The organism is Streptococcus oralis (assembly GCF_023110055.1).
In the GTDB taxonomy this organism is placed as follows: domain Bacteria; phylum Bacillota; class Bacilli; order Lactobacillales; family Streptococcaceae; genus Streptococcus; species Streptococcus oralis_BY.
On the sequence record NZ_JALDVG010000001.1, the window covers coordinates 1,303,833 to 1,328,453 of the forward strand.

Below are 24,621 nucleotides of genomic sequence, written 5' to 3' on the forward strand. Positions count from 1 at the left end.
CTTATTCTCCATTTCTTACTTTTTCAACTAATAAACTGCTTGCGATATCATTCGAGCGTAGAAAGGGGAGACTGGACTTAGAAAAATCCTGAACTCCACGACATCTCTCTCCATTTTTACAATGCCCATTTTTTACGACGCTTATGGCAACCAAGGCCAGCAAACCGACAACTGCAATGAAGATGCCCCATCTTTTACTTTTCATAGCTCCTCCTTTTAGAGAACAGCTGCCTGCCGAATCCAGTCCAACCTCTCTAAGTCAAAGTCATCTGGAACAGTACAGTCAGCTCCCAGAAGAACGCCTTTACTACCAGCTTCAGCCAGTAACCGCCTTGTTTCATTTTGCAATTCCGTCTTGGAACCGTGATAAAGCAAGCTTTTCTTGCCATTTTCAAATCCACCTAAAACGGCCTTGCCTCGAAACAACTCCTGACCCTGTGTCAAACTAACATCCTCATGATGAGTCGCCCAATTGACCACTTGAGCTGGATAGTCCTTAAATATCGTCACATCATTGCTCGCACCTTCAAAACCACAGATATGGAGGATATTGGTCCCACCCACCTGATTAGCTGCTTCCAAAATCGCTATATTGCTCGGTTCGATATAGATTTGGTAGAGTGCTGGTGTGATGCGCTCATCTTGAATTTCCTGGGTGCTGAGATAAATTCCGTCAACTCCACCTTGCTGGATGATTTTCTGAGTTAGGATAGCAATATCTCCTGCGATCACATCTAGAATCGCTCTGAATTGCTCAGGATTTTCAAGCAATAGATCAGCCACTTCCCTATCTCCTCGCGAAGTTTCTGTACGGAACCAACGCTTGAGGTAGGAGATAGGCGAAAAGATATTGTAGAAAGAAGCAATCTCTTCGGTAAAGGTCTCTCGAATCGCTTGTACCACTTCCACCTGTTGCTGAATCCATGGGTGTTCCTCACCAATCGACTCAATAGAAGTCAGCTCCTGAATGCTTGCAATCTTAGGATTATAGACATTACTTGGATAAAGGAAAAAACCGTCGCTCATAATTTTGACAAAATCAGGGAGAATCCTTTCCACATAGTTGCGATGCCCATCAACACTCTTTTGAAAGATACGTGGATTATTTAATCCTTGCCCCTTTTCTTCGAGTGTTACAAAATGAAACCAAAATCCCACAGGAACTCTTTCCACTTCATCGCCTCGAATCGCTCTAAAGACTAGATCTCTTTTGCTTGCCATACCTTTCTCCTTCCATTTGGATTGAAACCATCTTACCACTCCTTTTCCCCTTTTCCCAATATATATTGACTATCAACTCGATTAGAAATTTTTATATCTATGAAGAAAAAAATCCTTGAAAAGCTTGATGTTACTAGCCTTTCAAAGATTCACTTTATTTTCATCTATTTTCCAAAAAGGAGCTGATATAGATTTTCTATCAAGCCGATTGGAAATTTTTATATCCATCTTCATTCCCAAATTAAGTACATAATTTTATCCTAATACCAAATTACTACTGAAAAATTTCTTTTATCACGATATTTCCTTGCACAAATCCCATGAAAACGCTACAATATTAATAGACTATTATTAGGAGGATGGGATTATGAAAATATCCAAAGTTACCATTACAATTGCTTCTACACTTACTTCCGTCATTTTACTGACTGGCTGTGGCACAAATTCGGCAAATTCACAGACAACACAAAGTAGTACATCTGATAATCAGGTTACAATGACCTATGATCAGTTGCGTTCAAGAGAGAACACTATGTCAACTCTTTGGTATCAAAAAGCAGCTGAGACCAAGGCACTCTATCTACAAGGTTACAATGTCGCTACTGATCGCTTGAAAGAACTACTAAAAACACAGACAGATAAACCCTACTCTATCGTTTTGGACTTAGACGAAACCGTATTAGACAATAGCCCTTATCAAGCGCAAAATGTCAAAGATGGAACAGCATTTACCCCAGAAAACTGGGATGTCTGGGTAAAAAAAGCCGCAGCCAAGGCTGTACCAGGTGCTAAAGACTTTCTCCAATTTGCAGACCAAAACGGTGTCCAAATTTACTATGTATCTGACCGCACGATAGATCAGGTAGATGATACGATCAAAAACCTAGAAAATGAAGGAATTCCTGTACAAAGCCGCGATCATCTCATGTTCTTAGAAAAAGGCGTCAAATCTAAAGAAGGTCGTAGACAAGCAGTCCAAGAAAAAACCAACTTAGTCATGCTATTAGGAGACAATCTTGTGGACTTTGCAGAGTTTTCAAAGACCTCTGAAACTGAGCGCAACCAAAAATTAGAGGAATTACAAAAAGAGTTTGGTGAGAAATTCATCATTTTCCCTAACCCAATGTACGGATCATGGGAAAGCACTGTTTACAATGGTAATAAATTGGATGCCAAGGGTCAAACTGAAGAGCGCCAAAAAAACTTACAAGGTTTTGAAAAATAAAATAAGAGAGCTATCTACCAGTTTACACCAACCACAAGATATCGTATTTGCGAGAATAGCGAAAAAAGACGATTTCCAAGCGGAAATCGTCTTTTTTACTATTTTATCTTGTACTTGATATAAAATAGTATATATTCCACTGGATAGTATGCTCTATCGCTTGTATCACTTCCACCTGTTGCTGAATCCAAGGGTGTTCCTCACCAATCGACTCAACTGATTGAATTTTTTTATAACTCCTCTTTCATAGCAAAGTAAGCACGTATTTTGGGCGCCACTTGTGTGCCGAAGAGTTCAATAGCTCTCAAAACTTGACCATGAGGCATAGAACCAAGCGGTAGATGAAGCATGAAACGGTCCAAGTCTAAATCCTCAATCATGCGAATCAATTTTTCTGCCACCTGGTCTGGATTTCCCACAAACATGGCTCCATTTGGCCCAACTTGCTCCAAATATTGCTCATAAGTCAACTCCTGCAAGTGTGGACGGTCCTTGGAAATCGCATCCACCACTTGCTTGGTCGGATGGAAATAATCTTTGACCGCTTGCTCGCCATCCTCAGCAATCCAGCCCCAAGAATGAGCGCCTACTTTCAGGTCTTTATCCGTATGACCGGCCTCCCTACCAATCTCACGATAAGCTTGAATCAATTTCTTGAAGTAACGCGGATTACCACCAATAATAGCATAGACAATCGGCAGCCCCACCCGAGCAATCTTCACTGTTGACTCTACATGACCACCTGTCGCCACCCACAATGGCAATTTGTCCTGAACAGGACGAGGATAGACTTCTTTTCCAGCAATGCTTTGAGTCAATTGCCCCTGCCAGTTCACTTTGGTGTTTTCATTTGCCAGCTGAAGCAGATCTAACTTTTCATCAAAGAGAGCTTCGTAGTTTTTCAAGTCATAACCAAACAGAGGGAAGGACTCGGTGAACGAACCACGCCCTGCCATAATCTCTGCTCGTCCATTTGACAAGGCATCGATGGTAGCATATTGTTGGAACAAGCGAATCGGATCCATACTCGAGAGAATGCTGACTGCACTGGTCAAACGGATTTTCTTGGTATTAACTGCTCCAGCTGCAAGAACAAGCTCTGGGGCTGATACCGCAAAATCCTCTCGATGGTGCTCCCCAATCCCGTACACATCCAAACTAACCTTATCAGCTAGCTCTATCTCTGCCACCAGCTGACGAATGCGTTCATTATGACTGTAAATCTGCCCAGTCGCTTCTAGAGCGGTTGTTTCACCAAATGTTGAAATTCCTAATTCTACCATCCTGTTTCCTCGCTATCTCTTTTAGTTTTAGGGTATTTTATCACTAATTAGTTTTATTTTCAATGAATTTGCTCATTAGAAAAAGCCTAGATGAACTAGACTTTCTTAGCTTATTCTACTGTTACTGACTTAGCAAGGTTACGTGGTTTGTCCACATCAAGGCCACGGTGGAGTGTTGCAAAGTAAGCGACCAATTGTGTTGGCACGACCATTGAGATTGGTGAGAGGTAAGGGTGGACGGTCGTAAGGACGATATCGTCTGTGTCTTTAGCAACATTTTCCTCTGCGATAGTGAGAACCTTGGCACCACGGGCAGCGACCTCTTGGATATTTCCACGAGTATGGTTAGCAAGGACTGGATCTGACAAGAGAGCCAAGACAGGTGTCCCATCTTCAATCAAGGCAATGGTTCCGTGCTTGAGTTCTCCTGCCGCAAAGCCTTCACATTGGATGTAAGAAATCTCTTTGAGCTTAAGACTGGCTTCCATGGCTACATAGTAGTCTTGACCACGTCCGATGTAAAAGGCGTTGCGAGTGGTTTCAAGAAGCTCACGAACCTTGGCATCAATGGTTTCTTTTTCTGAAAGAGTTGATTCGATAGACTGAGCTACGATTGACAACTCATGAACCAGGTCAAAGGCTTGCGCTTTGGCATTCCCGTTTGCTTCTCCGACTGCTTTTGCAAGGAAGGCAAGGGCTGCGATTTGCGCTGTATAGGCCTTGGTTGACGCCACAGCAATTTCAGGACCCGCGTGAAGAAGCATTGTATGGTTGGCTTCACGTGAAAGAGTTGAGCCTGGTACGTTTGTCACTGTCAAACTCGGAATCCCCATTTCATTAGCCTTAACCAAAACCTGACGGCTGTCAGCTGTTTCACCAGACTGGCTGATAAAGATGAAGAGCGGTTTCTTGCTGAGAAGTGGCATACCGTAGCCCCACTCAGATGAGATTCCAAGTTCTACTGGTGTATCTGTCAATTCTTCCAACATCTTCTTAGAAGCAAATCCTGCGTGGTACGATGTTCCAGCTGCAAGGATGTAGATGCGGTCTGCATCTTGAACAGCCTTGATGATAGCTGGATCTACGACAACTTGACCTGCCTCATCTGTGTAGGCTTGGATGAGTTTACGCATAACAGTTGGTTGCTCATCGATTTCCTTGAGCATGTAGTAAGGATAAGTCCCCTTACCGATATCTGACAAGTCGAGCTCAGCAGTATAGCTAGCACGCTCACGACTGTTACCATCATAGTCTTGAACTTCGACGCTATCAGCCTTGACGATTACCAACTCTTGGTCATGAATTTCCATGTATTGGTTGGTCTCACGAATCATAGCCATAGCATCTGAGCAGACCATGTTATAACCTTCCCCAAGACCAATCAAGAGTGGTGATTTGTTCTTAGCGACATAGATGACATCTGGATTTTCAGAGTCAATCAAGGCAAAGGCATAAGAACCACGGATGATGTGAAGGGCTTTTTTGAAGGCTTCTAGAACTGAGAGACCTTCTTCTTCTGCAAATTTCCCAATCAAGTGAACAGCGATTTCCGTATCGGTTTGCCCCTTGAAGTGGTGACCTGCAAGGTATTCTCCCTTGATTTCAAGGTAGTTTTCAATCACCCCATTGTGCACCAAGACAAAACGTCCTGTCTCAGAGCGGTGTGGGTGAGCATTATCCTCAGTTGGTTTTCCGTGAGTCGCCCAACGCGTATGTCCGATACCAGTTGTCCCCTCAACACCTGCTGTCTTGGCAGACAATTCTGCGATACGACCGACAGCCTTAACTAGATGATTTTCAGCACCACCTAGGACAAAAATTCCCGCAGAATCATAGCCACGGTATTCGAGCTTTTCAAGCCCTTGAATCAAAATATCAGTTGCATTTGTGTTTCCAACAACACCAACAATTCCACACATAGTATATACGACACAGACCAGCTGTGCTTTCTCCTTAAATTGGTATAGTCTGATTTCCCTTTTACAGAATCAGCAAAAACAGTATATACTTGTTTTTCTCACTTGTCAAGAATAAAAATTGGTATAGTTTTTCTATCTGGTATTTTATCAAGATTTCACTTGATACCTGACAAGTCAGCATCAATTACTTATAATGAATAGAGGAGGTATTTGCCATGTGGTTTTTCTTCGCACTTTTATCAGCTATCTTTGCAGCCTTAACGTCAATTTTAGCCAAGATTGGGATTGAAGGTGTTCCATCCAATCTAGCAACCGCTATTCGTACAGTCGTCGTCATTCTTATGGCCTGGGCCATGGTTTTCTTGACCAATAGTCAGACCGAAATTGTCAACATCAGTAGAAAAAGTTGGCTCTTTCTCATCTTATCTGGTCTAGCCACTGGCGCCTCCTGGCTCTTCTACTACAAGGCCTTGCAGATGGGCAATGCGACTGAGGTATCTGCTGTCGATAAATTTAGTCTCGTCATTACCCTCGTTCTAGCCTTTTTCTTCCTACAGGATGTCCTGACGTTTAAAACAATTATTGGCTGTATCCTGATTACGATCGGAACCTTGGTGATGATATTGTAATAAAAAGTGAGATGAATACCATCTCACTCTTTTTATTCTTAAAATCCATTATGGTCGCTGAGTTCCTTGAACCAGTGGCCTGATTTCTTCAGACGGCGTTCCTGCGTTTCCAAGTCAAGCTCGACTAAACCATAGCGATTTTTGTAACTATTGAGCCATGACCAGCAGTCGATAAAGGTCCAAATCAAGTAACCCTTACAGTTGGCACCGTCTTCGATAGCGCGATGGAGTTCACGAAGGTGACCTTTGACAAAGTCGATACGGTAGTCATCCTGAATCATGCCATTCACACGGAATTTATCTTCACCTTCAACCCCCATGCCATTCTCTGTCAGCATCCACTCGATATTGCCATAGTTTTTCTTGATATTCTGAGCGATATCATAAATCCCCTGCTCGTAGATTTCCCAACCGCGGTGAGGATTGATTTTACGGCCCGGCATGATATAAGGCTCGTAAAAATGTTCTGGCAAGAGGGGACTGTCTGGATGTTTAGCAAAACGTGGCGCCATAACGCGCAAAGGTTGGTAGTAGTTGACTCCTAGGAAATCAACTGTATTCTCACGAATGAGTTCTAACTCTTCAACAGTGTACTCTGGCAGCAAATCATGCTCAGACAAGATTTCTACTAATTCTTCTGGATAAGCTCCTAAAACAGACGGATCTAGGAAAGATTGAGCTTGGAAGAGATCGGCAATGCGAGCAGCCTTGACATCCGCGGGATGCTGGCTACGTGGGTAGGCTGGTGTCAAATTAAGGACAATCCCAATCTTGGAATCAGGCAAAATCTCATGACAGGCCTTGACCGCTCGACTGCTAGCTAATTGTGTGTGATAGGCTACTTTAACCGCTGCTTCTGCATCCACCTTATGTGGATAATGGGCATCGTAAAAATAGCCAAATTCCACAGGAACAATGGGCTCGTTAAAGGTAATCCATTGGTCCACCAAGTCACCGTATGTCTCAAAACAAAAACGAGCATAGTCTTCATAAGCCTTGACAGTTTCCTTATTTTCCCAACCATCGCCGTCTTCTTGGAGGGCAAATGGCAGGTCGAAGTGATAGAGATTGACTAAGAGACGAATCCCCTTGGCCTTAATAGCCTCAAAAACCTGACGGTAGAAAGCCACCCCTTGCGGATTGACCTCTCCACGACCTTGCGGGAAAATACGAGACCACTGAATAGAAGTTCGGAAGGCTGTATGCCCAGTCTCTACCAAAAGCTCAATATCCTTTTCCCAGTTTTCATAGAAGGTCGATGTTTTAGCAGGTCCAATTCCATTGTAGTAGCGGTTTGGCTCTACTTGATACCAATAATCCCAGAGATTATCTCCCTTGCCGTCACCTGGCACTCGCCCTTCTGTCTGTGGTCCAGAAGTGGAGGAACCCCAGACAAAATCCTTTGGAAATTTTAGCATAGCTTTACCTCTTCATTTACTCATTTTCCCCATTATATAGAAAAAACAAGGTAAAAACTAGTTACATTTTTGCCTTGTTTTTCTTCTGATTATAGTTTTTATTTCTTGCCGAGGATTTCAAGCGTTTCAAGCAAGTTGTCTGCATGAACTTCGATGGTGTCACCAGCCGCTTTAATCTTAACTTCTACGATGCCATCGGCTGCTTTTTTCCCGACAGTGATACGGATTGGCAACCCAATCAAGTCGCTGTCGCTAAACTTCACTCCGACACGTTCGTTACGGTCGTCTGTCAAGACTTCGTAACCAGCTCCCATCAAGTTAGCTTCAAGTTTATCTGTCAAGGCTTGTGCTTCTTCGTCTTTGACATTGACAGTGATCAGGTGCACATCAAATGGTGCTAATTCTTTAGGGAAGTTAACTCCCCAAGCATAACGGTATTCACCTTTAGGTGTTTTGTTAACAAAGAGGCGAGCGTGTTGTTCCATAACTGCTGAAAGAAGACGGCTAACACCGATACCGTAACAACCCATGATGATTGGGATCGCACGGCCATTTTCGTCCAAAACATCTGCACCCATGCTTGCTGAGTAACGAGTTCCGAGTTTAAAGATGTGACCAATCTCAATACCACGCGCGAAGTTTAGAACACCTTGTCCGTCTGGTGAAATTTCACCCTCACGAACTTCACGGATATCCACGTATTCTGCAGTAAAGTCACGACCTGGGTTCACACCAATCAAGTGGTAGCCATCTTCGTTAGCACCTGCCACGGCATTGCGAACATCTTGCACCTTACGGTCTGCAATGATTTTCACATTCTCTGGCAAAGCAACTGGGCCAAGCGAACCAAATCCTGCTGGGATAACACTTGCTACTTCTTCTTCGCTAGCCACATCAAAGAAATCTGCACCCAAGTGATTTTTCAACTTGACTTCATTGAGTTGGTCATTTCCAACTAGAAGGGCTGCAACAAGCTCACCATCTGCCATGTAGAAGAGGGTTTTAATCGTTTGTTCTTCTGGCACGTTAAGGAAGACTGCGACTTCATCGATGGATTTAACACCTGGAGTTTCAACGCGAGTCACTTCTTCTTCCGCAACGACACGGTTGCTTGGTTTGTACTCGTTTGTTGCCATTTCTAAGTTAGCTGCATAGCTAGACTCACTTGAGTAGGCAATGGTGTCTTCACCAGAAACCATCCATTTGAGCAATTCTGCCTTGATTTCTTCTTGTACTTCTACAGGAATTTCATCAAATGAGGCAACTGACTTGTCCAAGACAACCCAGCGGTCAAGGTCTGTACGAGCAGGAGTGATGGCCATAAATTCTTGGCTATCCTTACCACCCATAGCACCACCGTCACCGATGATAGCCTTGAAATCCAAACCACTGCGAGTGAAGATGCGTTCGTAGGCCGCCTTGTACTCGTCATAAGTCACATCCAAACTATCGTAATTAGCATGGAAACTATAGCCGTCTTTCATGATAAATTCACGCGTACGGAGAAGTCCGTTACGTGGACGTTTTTCATCACGGTATTTAGGTTGGATTTGGTAAAGGTTGAGTGGCAATTGCTTGTAAGACTTAACAGAATCACGAACAATGGCTGTGAAGGTCTCTTCGTGGGTCGGACCTAGAATAAAGTCTGACTTTTCACGGTTTTTCAGTTTATAAAGGTCTTCACCATAGGTTTCATAACGACCTGATTCACGCCAAAGATCGGCACTGAGAAGGGCAGGGGCCAACATTTCCACCGCACCAATCTTATCAAACTCTTGGCGCATAATGTTTTTAGCCTTTTCAATCACACGGTTAGCGAGTGGTAGGTAAGAATAAACACCAGCAGAGACTTGACGAACATAACCAGCACGCAACATAAGGGCATGGCTGATAACTTGAGCATCGCTTGGCATTTCGCGAAGCGTTGGGATTAGCATTTTACTTTGTTTCATAATATTCCTCGATTATCTAAAAGAAGAGTCGCATAATGTCATTCCAGGTCACAGCTAGCATCAAGACAACCATGATAACTACACCAGCCATGGTGACATAGGTTTCAATTTCTTGTTTAAGGGGTTTCCGGCGGATAGCCTCTAGGATATTGAGCACAATCTTTCCACCATCCAAAGCCGGAATCGGAATCAAATTAAAAATTCCGATATTGATGGAAATCATAGCTAGGAAGTAGAGGACATTCTCAAGACCATTTTTAGCAGCATCGCTACTTGCCTTAAAAATGGCAACGGGACCACCGAGTTTGTTCAAATCTGGATGGAAAATCAAGTTTTTCAGAGCCGAAAGGATACGAAGTCCTGAGTCAGCAGCGGTTGTAAATCCACCAACAAACATGGATAGAAAGTCTGACTTGACTCCCGGTTGAACCCCTAGAATATAACGTCCTTGATTCTCTTCTGGAGTCACCGTGACTTGCTTTTCGCTACCATTTTCAGAAATGGTCACATCCAAGGTTGGGGCTATCTTGTCCTTAGTATCGGCTTCCACAGCCTCGGTCAAGTCTTGCCAATTCTTAACCTCATGCGAGCCGACCTTGGTAATTTGGGCGGTTTCAGCCACACCCACCTTAGCCAAAGCTCCCTCTGGCATGACATGAAAGAGATTTGTCTGAGTATCTCTAACACCGCCCTGCAAAAAGATCAAGATCCAAAAAACAACAACACCTAAGATAAAGTTATTCATAGGACCCGCAAAGTTGGTAATGAGCTTGCCCCAGATAGAAGCATTTTGATACTGTACATCCAGAGGAGCGATGCGCACTTCGGTTCCATCTTCTTCAACAACCGTTGCATCATGATCCACTGTAAAAGTCTTTTCTTCTTCCAGGACCAAACCCTTGATAAAGAGCTTGTCTTCAAAGTCAAACTGAGTTACCTGCATAGGAAGAGCCGTTTGATCCAGTTTCTTCCCAGATAGATTGATCCGTTTGACCTTACCATCGTCGGCAAGTGTTAAACTGACTGGAGTTCCTGTCTTGATTTCTGTCGCATCATCACCCCAGCCTGCCATACGAACATAGCCTCCTAGAGGAAGGATTCGAATGGTATAAGCAGTGCCATCCTTACCGATATAGGAAAAAATCTTGGGCCCCATACCAATGGCAAATTCACGAACTAAAATACCTGATTTCTTGGCAAAATAAAAATGTCCAAACTCATGCACCACCACGATAATCCCAAAAACGAGAATAAAGGTTAGCAATCCAATCATTCAAAATTCCTTTCTTTAAAACAGGCCAAATAAGTGCATCATTGGAAACACAACCAACATGCTGTCAAAGCGATCCAACACACCGCCATGTCCAGGGATAAATTTTCCAGAATCCTTGACACCGAAATGGCGTTTCATGGCACTCTCAATCAAGTCACCAAACTGACCTGCCACACTGAAGAAGGCAGCAAAGAGACTCATTCTATAAATCCCATAAGGAAGAGCAACTGTGCTATCCACTAACATGAAGATTACTGTTATCAGTACCGCACCTAGAATACCACCGACAAAGCCCTCAATACTCTTATTAGGAGAAACTCTTGGTGCCAACTTATGTTTACCAAAATTCATCCCTGTCAGGTAGGCTGCGCTATCTGTCGCCCAAACGATAAAAAGGGCCAAAAGTACCTTGTCAAAACCTGCCACCCGAGCATCTAGTAAGGCATTAAAGCCAAAACCAACATAAAAGCTCACAGCAATTGGAAAAGCGGCATCTTCAATCGTATAGTTTTTACTGAAAACGGTCGTCCCTAGCATTATGGTAATCAGAACACTGTAGGCAACCACATTTCCATCAACAGGCAAAAATGTTAGGTAATTTTCCAAAGGAACTGTGAGAGCGAAGGTCGCAAAAAGAGTCAAAGCACCCTCAATGGTCATAGTCTTTAGTCCCTTCATGTGCAAGAGTTCATGGACGCCTAGCATCGCTATTAAGCCAATCCCTATCTGCAACAAGAGCCCACCCGCAAACAAGACTGGAAGGAAAATCGCCAGGGCCAATACCGCAAACAATGTTCTCTTTTGTAAATCCTTGGTCATATCTTCTCCTAAACTCCTCCAAAACGGCGATTGCGATGGTTAAAAGCAGCAATAGCTTCCTGCAAGGCGGCTTCATCAAAATCAGGCCACAAGGTATCCGTAAAGTAAAGCTCACTATAGGCTGCTTGCCATGGCAAGAAATTACTCAAACGCAACTCACCACTCGTACGGATAATCAAATCAGGATCCCGCAAATCCTTTGGCAGGTGTTGAGTGAAAAGATAGTCCCCAATCATATCTTCTGTGATGTCACCAGGGTTGATTTTAGCATCTAGAACATCTTGAGCCAAGCCCTTAAGAGCCTGCGTAATTTCAGCACGGCCACCATAGTTAAGCGCAAAATTGAGAATCAAGCCCGTATTGTTCTTGGTCAATTCCTCTGCTTTTTTCAAAGCTTCAAAAGTCGGCTTAGGCAGACGGTCCGTCTCCCCAATCATCTGAATCTTAACGTTATTTGCGTGCAATTCAGGGACGTAGTTGTCATAAAACTCAACGGGCAAGTTCATGATAAACTTGACCTCTTGATCTGGGCGCGTCCAATTTTCCGTTGAAAAGGCATAGACTGTGATGACCTTAACTCCCATCTTGTTAGCTGCCTTGGTCACCTTTTGGAGAGCTTCCATCCCCGCCTTATGACCAAAAACCCGTGGTTGCATCCGTTTTTTAGCCCAACGACCATTCCCATCCATGATGATGCCAATATGAGCAGGAACCTGTGTTGGAACCTCGACTTCTACAGCTTTATCTTTCTTAAAAAATCCAAACATGTTCTTATTCCTATTCAAAAATCTATCGTTTCATTATACCATATTTCCCTATTTTCTTCTATTGCTAAGTTATTAGCTCTCCGTACAGACAAAAAATAAGCCGCCTGATTGGGCGACTTAATTTTATAGGGAGATTATTATGAAAAAGTTTTAGGAGTTTAAGTTAAGTTCCTCTTAACTTATGAATCTAGTATACCGTCCCTAACTTAAATTTTTCTTAATTTTTTTGAGAAAGTCAGATTTTTCCATTTTTCTTGCCAATTTTTCTTGGACAAGCGTTCTTGATAGAGCTTCATTCGGTCCTCATTCTCTAAAAAATGAGGAGTTGGGGATACCTTAAAATTCAAAATATCCTCTATACCATAGGGCGCAAAGAGCTCTATAGTTGCGTCGGCATGCAAGCGAAGCCCTATCGCCGTACAGCGTTCGGGATACTTACTCATGGCATCACAAGAACTCGTGTAAGGCACAGTGTGGGGACTGTGCAGATGCATATAGACCTGATTCTTCAACTCCCACTGATACTGAGGGAAATCTTCTCTCAGCTTTTTCTCTATGGATACTGTTTCCTCATAAGAAATATCTGGATCAAAGAAAATCACATCCACATCCGTCTCCCGGTCAAAAGGCGATTTGTCTGACAAGAGATTCCAGATAAAATTTCTGACAGACCCTGCCGCCAACCAAGAGTCTTGCAAACCAAGGTCACGGATGATGGTCAGAATAGCCATCATATCAGGATTTTTTCTAACACTATCTAGGATTTCTTGCTCATTTTTCATTGTACTCATAGCCCAAATGCTCATAGGCCTTAGCCGTTGCAACCCGTCCTGAGCGAGTTCGCATGATAAAGCCTTTCTGGATGAGGTAGGGTTCATACATATCCTCAACCGTCTCACGCTCTTCAGCGATATTCACAGAAAGAGTTCCTAGACCGACAGGACCGCCACCGTACATCTCAATCATGGTGCGAAGGATTTTTTGGTCTACATAGTCCAAACCTTCACGGTCTACATCCAGCATGGTCAAAGCCTTATCCGTAATCACATCATCAATCAAGCCATCCCCCATAATCTGGGCAAAGTCGCGCACGCGCTTGAGGAGACGATTGGCGATACGAGGAGTTCCTCGACTGCGTAAGGCCAACTCCGAAGCTGCCTCATGGGTGATTTCCATCTCAAAAATATCTGCTGTCCGCTCAACAATCTCTGTCAAGTCAGCGTGGGCATAGTATTCCATATGACCTGTAATCCCAAAACGTGCCCGCAGAGGATTTGAGAGCATCCCCGCACGTGTCGTAGCCCCAATCAAGGTGAACGGCGGCAAGTCCAAATGGACACTGCGACTGCCTTCACCAGCCCCAATCATGATGTCAATGTAGAAATCCTCCATGGCACTATAGAGCACCTCTTCCACCGACATGGGTAAGCGATGAATCTCGTCGATAAAGAGGACATCTCCAGGCTCCAAGTCATTTAAAATCGCTACCAGATCTCCCGCTTTTTCAATGACAGGACCTGATGTTTGCTTGAGATTGACTCCCAGTTCATTGGCAATAACAAAGGCCATGGTTGTTTTCCCGAGACCTGGAGGACCAAATAAAAGAACATGGTCCAGTGCCTCATCCCGCATTTTGGCAGCCTCGATAAAGATTTGCAGCTGGTCCTTGACCTTATCCTGCCCAATATATTCACGTAAATACTGGGGACGGAGGGTACGTTCTACCAACTCCTCATCCCCCATGATTTCATTATCTAAAATTCTACTCATGGCTCTATTATATCAAAAATCCAAGCCACAAACAAAAAAGCCACCTGATTGGGTGGCCTCTTAAGGGAGATTATTATGAAAAAGAAAAGTTTAGGATTTCTATTAAATAAAGTTAGGAGGTCTTTATTTAATAACTATATGATACAAGATGAATCTTAAAGCTAACTTAACTTTTTCTCTGATTTATCATTTTTTAAAAAATTTTTTTCAAATGGATTTTTCCTCCCCAAGTCATAAAAAAGCCACCTGATTGGGTGACTTCTTTAGGAGATTATGATGAAAAAGAAAAGTTTGGGATTTCATTAAATAAAGGGTACTCAATGAAAATCGAAATCAGACTAGGCAGATAGGCGCAAGCATAACTATAGTTAGCTAAGTCGACTCTAACGAAGGTTGATGAGATTTTCGAAGAGTATTAGGAGGTCTTTATTTAATAACTATATGATACAAGAGGAGACTTAAACTTTACTTAAGAAAAAATATTTTTTTATCTTTTTCGATCCACCCAAATCATTCCTGTACAATCATAAGTAGATAAGGTTTCAAATCCCAGAGAACGATAGAATCCCAAGGTTTTTTCTGTCTGTTCGGTCACTAGTTGGACTTGATAGGCATCTTTGAAGTCACCTAAAGCCTCTTTCATCAAGTTGCTACCAATCCCTTGGCGCTGATAGCTAGGCAAAACGATCAAATCCTGGACAAAAATCGATGAAAAACCATCTCCGACTAAACGGACCAAGCCCACCACGGCATCACCATCAAGTGCCAGATAAATTGCTAAGGAGTAAGATAAGGACTTCTCCAACATCTGAGGTTGATGTGTATAATTTGTCCATCCAACTGCCTGATAGAGATGCAAAACATCCTCTAGCTTGACGATTTCTTGCTTTCTAATAGTTATCATCCCAACACCTCTTAGAATTCTCTCAAGCTCTTGTACTGCCGTCCATTTTTATCAAAATTTTCAGGAGCCAGCCATGCTTCCAAACGAGCTTTGACTTGAGGCCAGTCCTTATCAATCATAGAGAGCCAATCCGTATCCCTCGTGCGCCCCTTATAAACAACTGCCTGGCGGAAGGTTCCTTCATAGATAAAGCCCAAACGTTCCGCAGCTCGTCTGGATGGCAGATTTAGAGCATCGCATTTCCACTCATATCGACGATAGTTAAGCTCCTCAAAAACATAGCGAGCTAGGAGATATTGAGCCTCTGTCCCTATACGTGTTCCCCTGAGTTCTGGAGAAAAAGTAACAGCTCCCACTTCTATTACTCGGTTATTCTGGTCAATGCGCATGAGAGAAAAAGTCCCCAAAGCCTTACCAGTTGCCTTGTCTATAATCACGTAGTAAAAACGGTCCTTACGAGCCAACATCTGATTTAAGACGGTAACCAGTTCCTCCATATCTGCCACCGGCTCCTGAAAGAGGTAGGTCCACATCTCCCGAGGTGTATCTGGACCATAAACAGTTAGCAAATCCTCCGCATGCTTTTCCACTGAAAGAGCCTCTATCCGAGCGTAGCGTCCTTCTAAGAAATCAATGGAAGGCAATTCTCCTGGAGTATAACCTTCCATTGACTCACCAATTATCTGACCATATTCATTTACTGGCATCGTTTTTCTCCTTGTTTCACGCTGAAAATACTATATCATAAATTACTCTAAATGGAAACTAGCACTCTCCTCAAACCTCATCCTCAACACTACATTAGTGATTCGTTTTCTTTCTTTTATCTTCTAAGGCTTGATTAATTCGTTGGGTGAGCTTGTGAGTTTGCCAGATCTGGTACAACCATATCAGTCCATAAATTAATAAGAAAAAGAACCAAAGCAAGGGACTCAACAATGCCGAACCCCAGCCAAAAAATAGGTAGGTCAATACTAAAATAGTAGCTGTCGCTAACAAATGAACTCCTACACGCATACTATAAGCAAGAAACTCTAGCCTTTCAAGGATTAAAGTCAATACCCCCATAATTCCACTCATCAAAAACAAAGCTAGAATATTTTTTGTCGTTGGTGCGGGATAGGTAATACCTGAATAAAACTGAGCCAATAACACCAAACTCAAATAAACAAAGGAGGCCGTACGCATTCCCGATACAAAATAAGCAATCAATCGCTTCATGATTTTCTCCTATAAACCTAGATAATCCATTAAGGACTTAACGTATTTCCGACTCACACTCGATTTGATACCCCGAGTCATCTTAGCCATCATGTTCCCTGAAAAGCTATCCGATAATGACTCTAAATGGTCAATGTTTATAACTGAATGACGCGATATCTGTATAAAGTTACGCCGATTAATTCGATTCTGAAAGTTTGTCAATGTTTCCTTAGTTTTATAAATCCCATCTACCGTATAAATGGTCAACAAATTCTTATCGATATCTGCTAGAATAAGATCCTCAATTTTCACCATAAGCAGATGATCATCCGTTCGAATAGGAATGACCACCTGATTGGTCGTTGAAAATTGTTCTAAATACTCCATGACCTCTCTTGCTTGGTCGGTTAACCGAGCTGCCTGAATTAAAATGTGTGGGTCTTTTTCTGAAAACTCTGTCTTCATTTCAAAACGAATCTTCATTTTCTCTCCAATACCTCTTTATTTTCTCTTGCTAAACACTTTAACAAATAACATCCAAAGAAGAATAGCGACGAGACTGATAATAACCACTATAAAGTATGTTTCTTCCTTTGTCAATAGTTCTTGCCAGTTGATTTGGATTCCCATTTTTTCTTGAAATTCCTGTAACAGACTGTTATTTCCTGAAAATGCGATCTCTAACCGCTCTTTCATCAAGACTTGTCGATAGAGAGAAGCAATATAAGTTGCAGGGGTACATTTCATGAAAAGCTGTGCAGAATCAGGTAATACTCCAATGGGGATATAAGTTCCTACTAAAAATCCAGAAGCAGTTCCCACTATCGTTGCCAGTTTACCAAGGCTATCTACAGATTGAAAACGGTAAATCAAGAGAACATTTACCAGACTTGAAAGCAGACTGCTTAACAACATAATCAAAGCGATTTCCGGTAAATAGCTGATAACTGGGCTCTCTTTAAAATAAAAACTCATAACAGCATACATAAACACCTGCATGACAAAAGAAATGACAATACTACTGATTAGATAGGACGCCTGTAAGGCCCAGTTACCTAAATCTGTCAAGAAAAGATCTTGATCCACTTGATTTTCGCGGTCCTGAACCATTTGTTTAAGAGCCGTAAAACTGGTTGTCATACCAGTCACAGCCAAGGTCCCACCCATCAGCCAGTTGTTTAAAAGGTTCGTACTATTAGGGAGTTGGGACCAAGAATCTGTCAAATTCTTCTGCAAAAAAATGATATAAAGGAGGAAGGAAATCAATGCCCCCAATAATGAGAAAAATACTCCCGAACGATTACGAAAATATAAGATAAAATTCCGTTTCAATAAAGCTAGCATTAGCGAACCTCTCTTCCTGTAAGTGCAATAAAGGCATCATCCATAGTACCCGGACGAAACTCAAAAGAATCAATTTCTTCTCGAACTTTTGCCAAATATTCAATGGTTTCCTGTGACGTCCTTGGATAAAAAAGATATTCCAACTCATTTTCTTCCTCTACTGTCATTCCAGACTGTAGCAGTTTTTCTAAATCCTTCATTTCTTTAAAACGAATTTTTAGGATATTAGATGCATACTGACTTTTAATAGCAATCGCAGAACCTTGCGCAATCACTTTCCCATGATCAACGATATAGATCTGATCCGCTTCATCTGCTTCATCCAGATAATGAGTCGTTAAGATAATAGTCATCCCTTCATCCTTTTGTAGTCGATACAGTAGATCCCAGATGGATTTGCGAGTTTGAATATCAAGACCTGTCGTTGGTTCATCCAAGAAAAGAATATCTGGTCGCGAAAGAAGAGCACGTGCAATATCAACCCGACGTTTTTGTCCACCTGACAAAGTCCCATATAGTTGTTTCTGGAAAGCAGTCAAACCCAGTTGATGAATCAAATCATCCACACGACTTACTGCAATCTCCTTATACTGTTGAGCACGAATTGTGAGATTTTCCCTAACCGTCAACATCTCATCCAGTACACTAGCTTGAAAAACCACTCCGATTTTCGTATTTGGCGCATATCGAATCTGACCTTGTGTCGGCTTTTTCAAACCGATTAACATGGAAATAGTGGTTGATTTCCCTGCACCATTGGGTCCCAAAATAGCATTGAAACTTCCTTTTTCAAACTCTAACTGAATATCATCGACAGCCATATGATTGCCGTACCGTTTAGTCAAATGTTTAGCTTGTAAAATCATATTTTTTCCTCCTCTTAACCACACTAGTTTAACAAAAAGAATGAAAGAAAAATCGACTTTTGAGATAAGCAGTTAAAATGAAAGGCCAAGTGGTAAAATAATGGGGGTTAAATTAAAGTAGAGCAGGCTCGTTTTTCTCCTATCGAATCACTAGAGGAAGTTTAAAATCACTTACATCCATACATTATATTTTTAAACCTGCGCTATAAAAGAGGCATTTTATAGCATCCGGCAGAAAAATCCAGGAGTCAATAGTATTGTTCTCGCTAAACCAAACAATAAAAAATGAATCAGAAATCATGGCACACACTCCCTTCTAGTAAAATGAAAATGCTGAATGGGATATGATTGAATTTGAAGCAAGCAAATATGGTCCTGAATTTGAAACTGCCATTAGTAAAACTTTTGACGATAAGTATATCTATTAGGAAAGAAATCTTCAATACAAGCAAAAACAGCTCTTGTTATCCAAGAAGAGCTGTTCTATTTTATGAAAGAGAAAGCCACTAGTGCCCCTTGTGCTTCTCTCTACGTTTTTGCTGTTTGCGTTCAAATTTCTCTTGCTTGAGCAATTGCTTTTGGAGACTGGACTGTTGTTTTGAATGCTTTTTTCGTTCCTCGTACTGCAACTGTAAAAGCTCTTGTGACTTAGAAGAAACTTTCTGCTTCACCTGTTTCTTTACAGCTCGCTGCAGACGCTTCGGATTCTTAATCTTCACATGCTGTTTAACTGTCGCCTCTGGACTAAAAGATAACCGAGCAAACTGAGTCTGTAAAAGTCTCAAAATTTCATCCTCTTTTGGTTCCTGACCAAATGTCACACGACAAACTTGATAAGTTTCCTCATACTCTTGTTCAAACAATCCATGCCAAAATCCATCTTCAAAATAAACTGTCAAGCCAATTGAAACGATTTCCACGACAGCACCTCCTTAAATCTATCCCTAAGAATGGACAACCAAGGAGGAAGGTTACTGATAGGCTTACCTACGTCTGGACTACCAACCAGAACTGTGTTTTTATCTTAGTTGGGACTATTATAGCATAATCCAATTTAAAAATCCTCCAGATTCTACTCTGAAGGATTCCTATCTTATTTCACAACGATATTAACGAGTTTGTTAGGTACCGCAATCACCTTCACGATTTCCTTACCATCAATCTCCGCTTTGACCTTTTCGTCAGCCAGAGCCACTTCTTGCAATTCTTCGCGTGAAAGGTCTTTAGCGACCATGAGTTTGGCACGGACTTTACCTTTGATTTGAACGACGATTTCGATTTCATCTTCAACCAATTTGCTTTCGTCCCAAGTTGGCCAAGCCACGTAAGAGATGGACTCACCTGTTGCAGCAACTGTTTGCCAGAGTTCTTCTGCCAAGTGAGGTGCAAATGGGGCAATCAATTGGATAAAGCCTTTGGCGAAGTCCACATAGAGTTTGTCTTCCTTGTTAGCAGCGTTGACAAAGACCATGAGTTGGGCAATGGCTGTGTTGAATTTCATGGATTCGATTTGCTCAGTGACAGATTTGACTGTTTCATTGTAGACCTTGTCAAGAGCGCCATTGTTTTCCGCAACGATTTCTTTACTTGTGATCAAACGGTAAACACGGTCAAGGAATTTACGGCTTCCTTCCAAACCTTCTTCTGACCAAGCAATCGAAGCGTCAAGCGGTCCCATGAACATTTCATAGACACGTAGGGTATCAGCACCGTATTGGTCCACTACGTCGTCTGGATTGACAACGTTCTTGAGCGATTTAGACATCTTGGCTGGTGCTTGCTCCAGTTCTTCTCCTGTTTCCACATGGAAGAAAGAACCGTCACGTTTTTCAACCTTGTCAGTCGCTACAAGAGCTCCACGGTGGTCACGGTAGCTTGTTCCCAAAATCATTCCTTGGTTAAAGAGTTTTTGGAATGGTTCCTTAGTTGGAACAACACCGAGGTCATAGAGGAATTTGTGCCAAAAACGAGCGTAAAGCAAGTGAAGTACAGCGTGCTCTGCACCACCCACGTAGATATCTACTGGCAACCATTGTTTGAGGAGATCCTCGTCAGCCAATTTCTCAGTATTGTGTGGGTCAATATAGCGGAGGTAGTACCAGCTTGAACCAGCCCATTGTGGCATGGTGTTGGTTTCACGACGACCTTTGACACCATCTTCACGCGTCACTTCCAACCAGTCGGTCAAGTTAGCCAATGGGCTTTCCCCTGTACCTGAAGGGCGGATGTCCTTGGTTACTGGCAAGACAAGTGGCAATTCATTCTCAGGAACAGCCGTTGAAGTTCCATCTTCCCAATGAATGATTGGGATTGGCTCACCCCAGTAACGTTGACGGCTAAAGAGCCAGTCGCGGAGACGGTAGGTAACCTTCTCTTGACCGCAACCTTTCTCTTCCAACCAAGCCACAATCTTAGCAATAGCGTCTTCTTTGTTAAGGCCATCTAGGAAGTCTGAATTGACATGAAGACCATCTTCAGTATAGGCAGCTTCTTCAACGTTACCACCTTCAAGCACTTCTACGATTGGAAGACCAAACTGTTTGGCAAATTCCCAGTCACGTTGGTCATGGGCAGGAACAGCCATAACAGCACCTGTTCCATAGCTCGCAAGAACATAGTCGGCAATCCAGATTGGAATTTCTTTGCCATTGACAGGGTTGATGGCATAAGCGCCCGTCCAAACTCCTGTTTTTTCCTTGGCAAGATCGGTACGAGCCAAGTCAGACTTGAGACTAGCTTGGTGTTTGTAGTCAGCTACTGCCTCAGCTTGCTCTGAGCTTGTGATGGCATCTACTAGTTCATGCTCAGGAGCCAAGACTGTGAAGGTCGCACCGAAAAGAGTATCAGGACGAGTAGTAAAGACGGTGAATTCCTTGTCAGTCCCTTTCACTTTGAAAGTTACATTGGCACCAGTGGATTTGCCAATCCAGTTGCGTTGCATATCCTTGATAGACTCTGGCCAATCCAACTCATCCAAGTCATTAAGCAAGCGCTCTGCATAGGCCGTGATTTTAAGCATCCATTGCCGCATTGGTTTGCGGACAACGGGATAGCCTCCACGCTCAGAAGTTCCGTCAGGAAGGACTTCTTCGTTGGCAATGGCCGTCCCCAATTCTTCAACCCAGTTTACTGGTACTTCCGCTTCATAAGCCAAGCCTTTTTCGTAAAGCTTGGTGAAGATCCACTGCGTCCACTTGTAGTAGTTTGGATCTGTGGTGTTGACTTCACGGTCCCAGTCGTAAGAGAAGCCAAGCGCATTGATTTGGCGTTTGAAGTTGGCAATATTTTCCGCTGTAAATTCTGCTGGGTCATTCCCCGTATCCATAGCGTACTGCTCAGCTGGCAAACCAAAGGCATCCCATCCCATTGGGTGAAGGACATTGTAGCCTTGCGCACGTTTGTAACGGCTGAGGATATCGGTTGCAGTGTAGCCTTCTGGGTGTCCTACGTGCAGACCCGCTCCAGACGGATAAGGGAACATATCGAGAGCATAAAACTTCGGTTTTGATGCATCTGTTCCAGTCTTAAATGTATGATGTTCTGCCCAGTAGCCCTGCCACTTAGGCTCAATTTCTTTATGATTGTAAAAACTCATGGTCTCTCTCCAATTTTGTGATGTTACTATTATACCATTTTTGAGGGAATTTGAAAGACGAGAAATGTTCTTTTAGACTTGGATAACAAGAAATACTGAGTCGCAAATCCACCTTATTTAACAGGAAAAAAATTAGCTCCCAATCGGAGCTAACTTATATCAATTTTTTATTTCTTCCATCTTCTCACGTCCGAGCTCTCGATAGCTACGGTCACCAACAACTTCTACGCTAAACTGACCGTCCTCATATTCAAGAATCGTCACGCTACCATTATCCAGACCATGCGGATGCATGCCATTGATCAGATAAACAATGGTACCAATCGTCATTCCATGGCTCACAACGAGGGCATTACCCCCACCTTGTTCTTCCATTTCTTTAGCAATCGCTTCAAAGCCTTCCTTGATTCGACCACTGAGTTTTTCCCAACCTTCAGCCCAGCCTGCAGTATCAACCTCTACCAAACCTTCTGCTAGTTCTGCATAGGACAACTGATGAACATGGTCTACATTGAAAATTCTCGGAATCAATCCCATAAAGAGGTCCCCATCATAGGCCCCATCAAAACTACCAAAGCACCACTCTCTGATGCGCTTGTCCATGCGGTAAGGGATTTTCCCCTGTAGTCCAAGTTCTTCTAGGATAATTCCCATGGTTTGAATAGTGCGACCTGAATCACTGGAATAAGCGCGGTCAAACTGCAAGCCAGACTCTCTCAAGCCAATTCCCAGTTCATGGATTCCCAACTCACCTTCTGCAGTCAGAGGTGTATCACTCCATCCTTGAGCACGTCCAATGGTGTTAAACATCGTTTTCCCATGACGGACCAAATACAATCTTACTTTAGACATTTTCTATCCTCCATTTTCTTCTATTATATCATGGATCAAAGAAATATTCGGCTTTCAAAAGCAAAGCCAACATTTGTAAATTATCCAAAAGAAAAGCTACCCTCATGGTAGCTTCCCTAGGAGATTATTATGAAAAAGTTTAGGATTTCTATTAAATAAAGTTAGGAGGTCTTTATTTAATGATTATAGTATACACAGTCATCCTTAAACTCAACTTAAATCCTCTCGCTTTTTTATTAATTTTTAAAACTATGGATTGGAGCTGGGATTTGCCCACCGCGAGAGATGAAATCAACAGACGAAGCCCCGTTGACTTTCATCACTGGAGCTGTCCCTAGCAAGCCACCAAACTCAATCATATCGCCTTCTTTGCCCTTTGGAATAATACGAACAGCTGTCGTTTTCATGTTAATAACACCGATTGCCGCCTCATCCGCAATCATAGCTGCAATGGTTTCAGCAGGCGTATCTTCCGGAATGGCAATCATATCCAGTCCAACTGAACAGATAGCCGTCATGGCCTCTAGTTTCTCTAAATTCAGAGAGCCATCTTGCACCGCAGCAATCATCCCCTCATCTTCAGAAACGGGGATAAAAGCACCTGACAAGCCACCGACTTGGTTACAAGCCATCACTCCGCCCTTCTTAACTTGGTCATTCAAAAGAGCGAGGGCAGCCGTTGTCCCATGCGTACCAACTGTTTCTAGGCCCATTTCCTCAAGGACACGAGCCACAGAATCACCAACTGCAGGAGTAGGTGCCAAGCTTAGGTCGACAATTCCAAAGTCAACACCAAGGCGTTCACTCGCCATTTGTCCAACCAGCTGACCGATACGAGTAATCTTAAAGGCTGTTTTCTTGACCGTCTCAGCTACAACATCAAAGCTCTCTCCACGAACCTTTTCCAAGGCACGCTTGACCACACCAGGACCCGAAACCCCGACATTGATGATAACATCTGCTTCGCCAACACCATGAAAGGCCCCTGCCATAAAAGGATTGTCCTCAACAGCATTAGCAAATACGACCAACTTGGCCGCACCCATATCTGACATCGCAGCTGTTTCCTTGATGATACGTCCCATATCAGCGACCGCAGTCATGTTGATACCTGACTTGGTCGAGCCAATGTTAACAGACGAACAAACCTTGTCTGTCTCAGCTAGAGCGCGCGGGATAGAATTGATGAGAATTTCATCACCTTTTTGATAACCCTTTTGTACCAAGGCAGAGAATCCACCAATAAAATCAACACCGATCTCCTTGGCAGCCTTGTCAAGTGCCTTTGCCAAAACAACATAGTCTGTCGCATCAGTCGCAGCACCAATCAATGAAATCGGAGTCACCGATACCCGTTTATTAACAATAGGAATCCCAAGTTCTGCAGCAATTTCATCTCCTACAGCCACTAGATTTGCAGCTTTAGTGGTGATTTTTTGGTAAATCTTTTCAGCAGCACGATTGATATCTGGATCAATACAGTCCAAAAGGGAAATCCCCATGGTGATGGTTCTGATATCGAAGTTCTGCTCCTCGATCATGGCAATGGTTTCTGTAACTTGTCTAATATCCATGATAACC

23 protein-coding genes are annotated in these 24,621 nt (G+C 42.8%); 2 read left to right on the forward strand and 21 right to left on the reverse strand.

What is annotated here, in order from left to right:
* Position 1 precedes the first annotated feature (1 nt).
* Together M1G01_RS06145 and M1G01_RS06150 are read right to left on the reverse strand one after the other, a co-directional pair.
* Entirely contained in the window at positions 2–205 is a 204-nt protein-coding gene (locus M1G01_RS06145) for a hypothetical protein (RefSeq protein WP_000837737.1), read from the reverse strand.
* An 11-nt stretch (positions 206–216) separates the two neighbouring features.
* Positions 217–1,221, reverse strand: a complete 1,005-nt coding sequence (locus M1G01_RS06150; protein ID WP_247931409.1) for a uroporphyrinogen decarboxylase family protein — start codon at positions 1,219–1,221, stop codon at positions 217–219.
* 367 nt (positions 1,222–1,588) lie between these two features.
* Between M1G01_RS06150 and M1G01_RS06155 the strand changes: the two genes are divergently transcribed.
* Positions 1,589–2,446, forward strand: coding sequence for a 5'-nucleotidase, lipoprotein e(P4) family (locus M1G01_RS06155; protein WP_247931410.1), 858 nt, complete (start codon positions 1,589–1,591; stop codon positions 2,444–2,446).
* Positions 2,447–2,676: 230 nt separating this feature from the next.
* Here M1G01_RS06155 and M1G01_RS06160 read toward each other — a convergent pair whose 3' ends face one another.
* Positions 2,677–3,729, reverse strand: a complete 1,053-nt coding sequence (locus M1G01_RS06160) for an LLM class flavin-dependent oxidoreductase (RefSeq protein WP_247931411.1) — start codon at positions 3,727–3,729, stop codon at positions 2,677–2,679.
* 110 nt (positions 3,730–3,839) lie between these two features.
* Entirely contained in the window at positions 3,840–5,648 is a 1,809-nt protein-coding gene (glmS, locus tag M1G01_RS06165; protein WP_247931412.1) for a glutamine--fructose-6-phosphate transaminase (isomerizing), read from the reverse strand.
* 215 nt (positions 5,649–5,863) lie between these two features.
* On the opposite strand from glmS, the gene M1G01_RS06170 reads away from it, so the two are divergent.
* Positions 5,864–6,277: an EamA family transporter gene (locus M1G01_RS06170; protein ID WP_061428300.1), complete on the forward strand. Its 414-nt coding sequence runs from the start codon at positions 5,864–5,866 to the stop codon at positions 6,275–6,277.
* Between the two features lie 38 nt (positions 6,278–6,315).
* Here M1G01_RS06170 and M1G01_RS06175 read toward each other — a convergent pair whose 3' ends face one another.
* The 17 genes from M1G01_RS06175 to M1G01_RS06255 form a co-directional block, all read right to left on the reverse strand.
* Positions 6,316–7,695, reverse strand: coding sequence for a glycoside hydrolase family 1 protein (locus tag M1G01_RS06175; RefSeq protein ID WP_247931413.1), 1,380 nt, complete (start codon positions 7,693–7,695; stop codon positions 6,316–6,318).
* A gap of 98 nt (positions 7,696–7,793) precedes the next feature.
* On the reverse strand, positions 7,794–9,647 hold the full coding sequence (locus tag M1G01_RS06180; RefSeq protein WP_247931414.1) for a proline--tRNA ligase: 1,854 nt from the start codon (positions 9,645–9,647) through the stop codon (positions 7,794–7,796).
* A gap of 16 nt (positions 9,648–9,663) precedes the next feature.
* The gene (rseP, locus tag M1G01_RS06185) at positions 9,664–10,920 is read right to left on the reverse strand and encodes an RIP metalloprotease RseP (RefSeq protein WP_247931415.1); all 1,257 of its coding nucleotides are present in this window, start codon (positions 10,918–10,920) and stop codon (positions 9,664–9,666) included.
* Positions 10,921–10,935: 15 nt separating this feature from the next.
* Positions 10,936–11,739 carry a phosphatidate cytidylyltransferase gene (locus M1G01_RS06190; protein WP_247931416.1) on the reverse strand — a complete coding sequence of 268 codons (804 nt, stop codon included), beginning with the start codon at positions 11,737–11,739 and terminating at the stop codon, positions 10,936–10,938.
* Positions 11,740–11,747: 8 nt separating this feature from the next.
* Positions 11,748–12,506, reverse strand: coding sequence for an undecaprenyl pyrophosphate synthase (gene uppS, locus M1G01_RS06195; protein ID WP_000466705.1), 759 nt, complete (start codon positions 12,504–12,506; stop codon positions 11,748–11,750).
* 206 nt (positions 12,507–12,712) lie between these two features.
* Positions 12,713–13,297, reverse strand: a complete 585-nt coding sequence (locus tag M1G01_RS06200; RefSeq protein WP_247931417.1) for a nucleotidyltransferase family protein — start codon at positions 13,295–13,297, stop codon at positions 12,713–12,715.
* Positions 13,278–14,276 carry a Holliday junction branch migration DNA helicase RuvB gene (ruvB, locus tag M1G01_RS06205; RefSeq protein WP_084918109.1) on the reverse strand — a complete coding sequence of 333 codons (999 nt, stop codon included), beginning with the start codon at positions 14,274–14,276 and terminating at the stop codon, positions 13,278–13,280. Before ruvB ends, M1G01_RS06200 begins: the two co-directional genes overlap by 20 nt.
* Before the next feature lie 487 nt (positions 14,277–14,763).
* Entirely contained in the window at positions 14,764–15,180 is a 417-nt protein-coding gene (locus tag M1G01_RS06210; RefSeq protein ID WP_247931418.1) for a GNAT family N-acetyltransferase, read from the reverse strand.
* An 11-nt stretch (positions 15,181–15,191) separates the two neighbouring features.
* Positions 15,192–15,887, reverse strand: a complete 696-nt coding sequence (locus M1G01_RS06215; protein ID WP_247931419.1) for a GNAT family N-acetyltransferase — start codon at positions 15,885–15,887, stop codon at positions 15,192–15,194.
* 94 nt (positions 15,888–15,981) lie between these two features.
* Positions 15,982–16,401 (reverse strand): DUF3021 domain-containing protein, encoded by a 420-nt coding sequence (locus M1G01_RS06220; protein WP_000825486.1) that lies wholly within the window; start codon positions 16,399–16,401, stop codon positions 15,982–15,984.
* A 9-nt stretch (positions 16,402–16,410) separates the two neighbouring features.
* Complete coding sequence (locus M1G01_RS06225) at positions 16,411–16,866, reverse strand: LytTR family DNA-binding domain-containing protein (RefSeq protein WP_247931420.1); 456 nt, start codon at positions 16,864–16,866, stop codon at positions 16,411–16,413.
* A gap of 18 nt (positions 16,867–16,884) precedes the next feature.
* The gene (locus M1G01_RS06230; protein ID WP_000880495.1) at positions 16,885–17,727 is read right to left on the reverse strand and encodes an ABC transporter permease; all 843 of its coding nucleotides are present in this window, start codon (positions 17,725–17,727) and stop codon (positions 16,885–16,887) included.
* Positions 17,727–18,593, reverse strand: coding sequence for an ABC transporter ATP-binding protein (locus M1G01_RS06235; protein ID WP_247931421.1), 867 nt, complete (start codon positions 18,591–18,593; stop codon positions 17,727–17,729). Before M1G01_RS06235 ends, M1G01_RS06230 begins: the two co-directional genes overlap by 1 nt.
* 506 nt (positions 18,594–19,099) lie before the next feature.
* Entirely contained in the window at positions 19,100–19,513 is a 414-nt protein-coding gene (locus M1G01_RS06240; RefSeq protein WP_247931422.1) for a YjdF family protein, read from the reverse strand.
* A 173-nt stretch (positions 19,514–19,686) separates the two neighbouring features.
* Positions 19,687–22,188: a leucine--tRNA ligase gene (leuS, locus tag M1G01_RS06245; RefSeq protein WP_247923950.1), complete on the reverse strand. Its 2,502-nt coding sequence runs from the start codon at positions 22,186–22,188 to the stop codon at positions 19,687–19,689.
* A gap of 159 nt (positions 22,189–22,347) precedes the next feature.
* Positions 22,348–23,040 carry a histidine phosphatase family protein gene (locus M1G01_RS06250; RefSeq protein WP_000049279.1) on the reverse strand — a complete coding sequence of 231 codons (693 nt, stop codon included), beginning with the start codon at positions 23,038–23,040 and terminating at the stop codon, positions 22,348–22,350.
* 236 nt (positions 23,041–23,276) lie between these two features.
* Positions 23,277–24,614 carry a PFL family protein gene (locus M1G01_RS06255; protein WP_000354895.1) on the reverse strand — a complete coding sequence of 446 codons (1,338 nt, stop codon included), beginning with the start codon at positions 24,612–24,614 and terminating at the stop codon, positions 23,277–23,279.
* Positions 24,615–24,621 lie beyond the last annotated feature (7 nt).

Coding starts and splice junctions, on each gene's coding strand:
- M1G01_RS06145 (WP_000837737.1), bottom strand. CDS start 205: ATGAAAAGTAAAAGATGGGGCATCTTCATTGCAGTTGTCGGTTTGCTG.
- M1G01_RS06150 (WP_247931409.1), bottom strand. CDS start 1,221: ATGGCAAGCAAAAGAGATCTAGTCTTTAGAGCGATTCGAGGCGATGAA.
- M1G01_RS06155 (WP_247931410.1), top strand. CDS start 1,589: ATGAAAATATCCAAAGTTACCATTACAATTGCTTCTACACTTACTTCC.
- M1G01_RS06160 (WP_247931411.1), bottom strand. CDS start 3,729: ATGGTAGAATTAGGAATTTCAACATTTGGTGAAACAACCGCTCTAGAA.
- glmS (WP_247931412.1), bottom strand. CDS start 5,648: ATGTGTGGAATTGTTGGTGTTGTTGGAAACACAAATGCAACTGATATT.
- M1G01_RS06170 (WP_061428300.1), top strand. CDS start 5,864: ATGTGGTTTTTCTTCGCACTTTTATCAGCTATCTTTGCAGCCTTAACG.
- M1G01_RS06175 (WP_247931413.1), bottom strand. CDS start 7,695: ATGCTAAAATTTCCAAAGGATTTTGTCTGGGGTTCCTCCACTTCTGGA.
- M1G01_RS06180 (WP_247931414.1), bottom strand. CDS start 9,647: ATGAAACAAAGTAAAATGCTAATCCCAACGCTTCGCGAAATGCCAAGC.
- rseP (WP_247931415.1), bottom strand. CDS start 10,920: ATGATTGGATTGCTAACCTTTATTCTCGTTTTTGGGATTATCGTGGTG.
- M1G01_RS06190 (WP_247931416.1), bottom strand. CDS start 11,739: ATGACCAAGGATTTACAAAAGAGAACATTGTTTGCGGTATTGGCCCTG.
- uppS (WP_000466705.1), bottom strand. CDS start 12,506: ATGTTTGGATTTTTTAAGAAAGATAAAGCTGTAGAAGTCGAGGTTCCA.
- M1G01_RS06200 (WP_247931417.1), bottom strand. CDS start 13,297: ATGAGTACAATGAAAAATGAGCAAGAAATCCTAGATAGTGTTAGAAAA.
- ruvB (WP_084918109.1), bottom strand. CDS start 14,276: ATGAGTAGAATTTTAGATAATGAAATCATGGGGGATGAGGAGTTGGTA.
- M1G01_RS06210 (WP_247931418.1), bottom strand. CDS start 15,180: ATGATAACTATTAGAAAGCAAGAAATCGTCAAGCTAGAGGATGTTTTG.
- M1G01_RS06215 (WP_247931419.1), bottom strand. CDS start 15,887: ATGCCAGTAAATGAATATGGTCAGATAATTGGTGAGTCAATGGAAGGT.
- M1G01_RS06220 (WP_000825486.1), bottom strand. CDS start 16,401: ATGAAGCGATTGATTGCTTATTTTGTATCGGGAATGCGTACGGCCTCC.
- M1G01_RS06225 (WP_247931420.1), bottom strand. CDS start 16,866: ATGAAGATTCGTTTTGAAATGAAGACAGAGTTTTCAGAAAAAGACCCA.
- M1G01_RS06230 (WP_000880495.1), bottom strand. CDS start 17,727: ATGCTAGCTTTATTGAAACGGAATTTTATCTTATATTTTCGTAATCGT.
- M1G01_RS06235 (WP_247931421.1), bottom strand. CDS start 18,593: ATGATTTTACAAGCTAAACATTTGACTAAACGGTACGGCAATCATATG.
- leuS (WP_247923950.1), bottom strand. CDS start 22,188: ATGAGTTTTTACAATCATAAAGAAATTGAGCCTAAGTGGCAGGGCTAC.
- M1G01_RS06250 (WP_000049279.1), bottom strand. CDS start 23,040: ATGTCTAAAGTAAGATTGTATTTGGTCCGTCATGGGAAAACGATGTTT.
- M1G01_RS06255 (WP_000354895.1), bottom strand. CDS start 24,614: ATGGATATTAGACAAGTTACAGAAACCATTGCCATGATCGAGGAGCAG.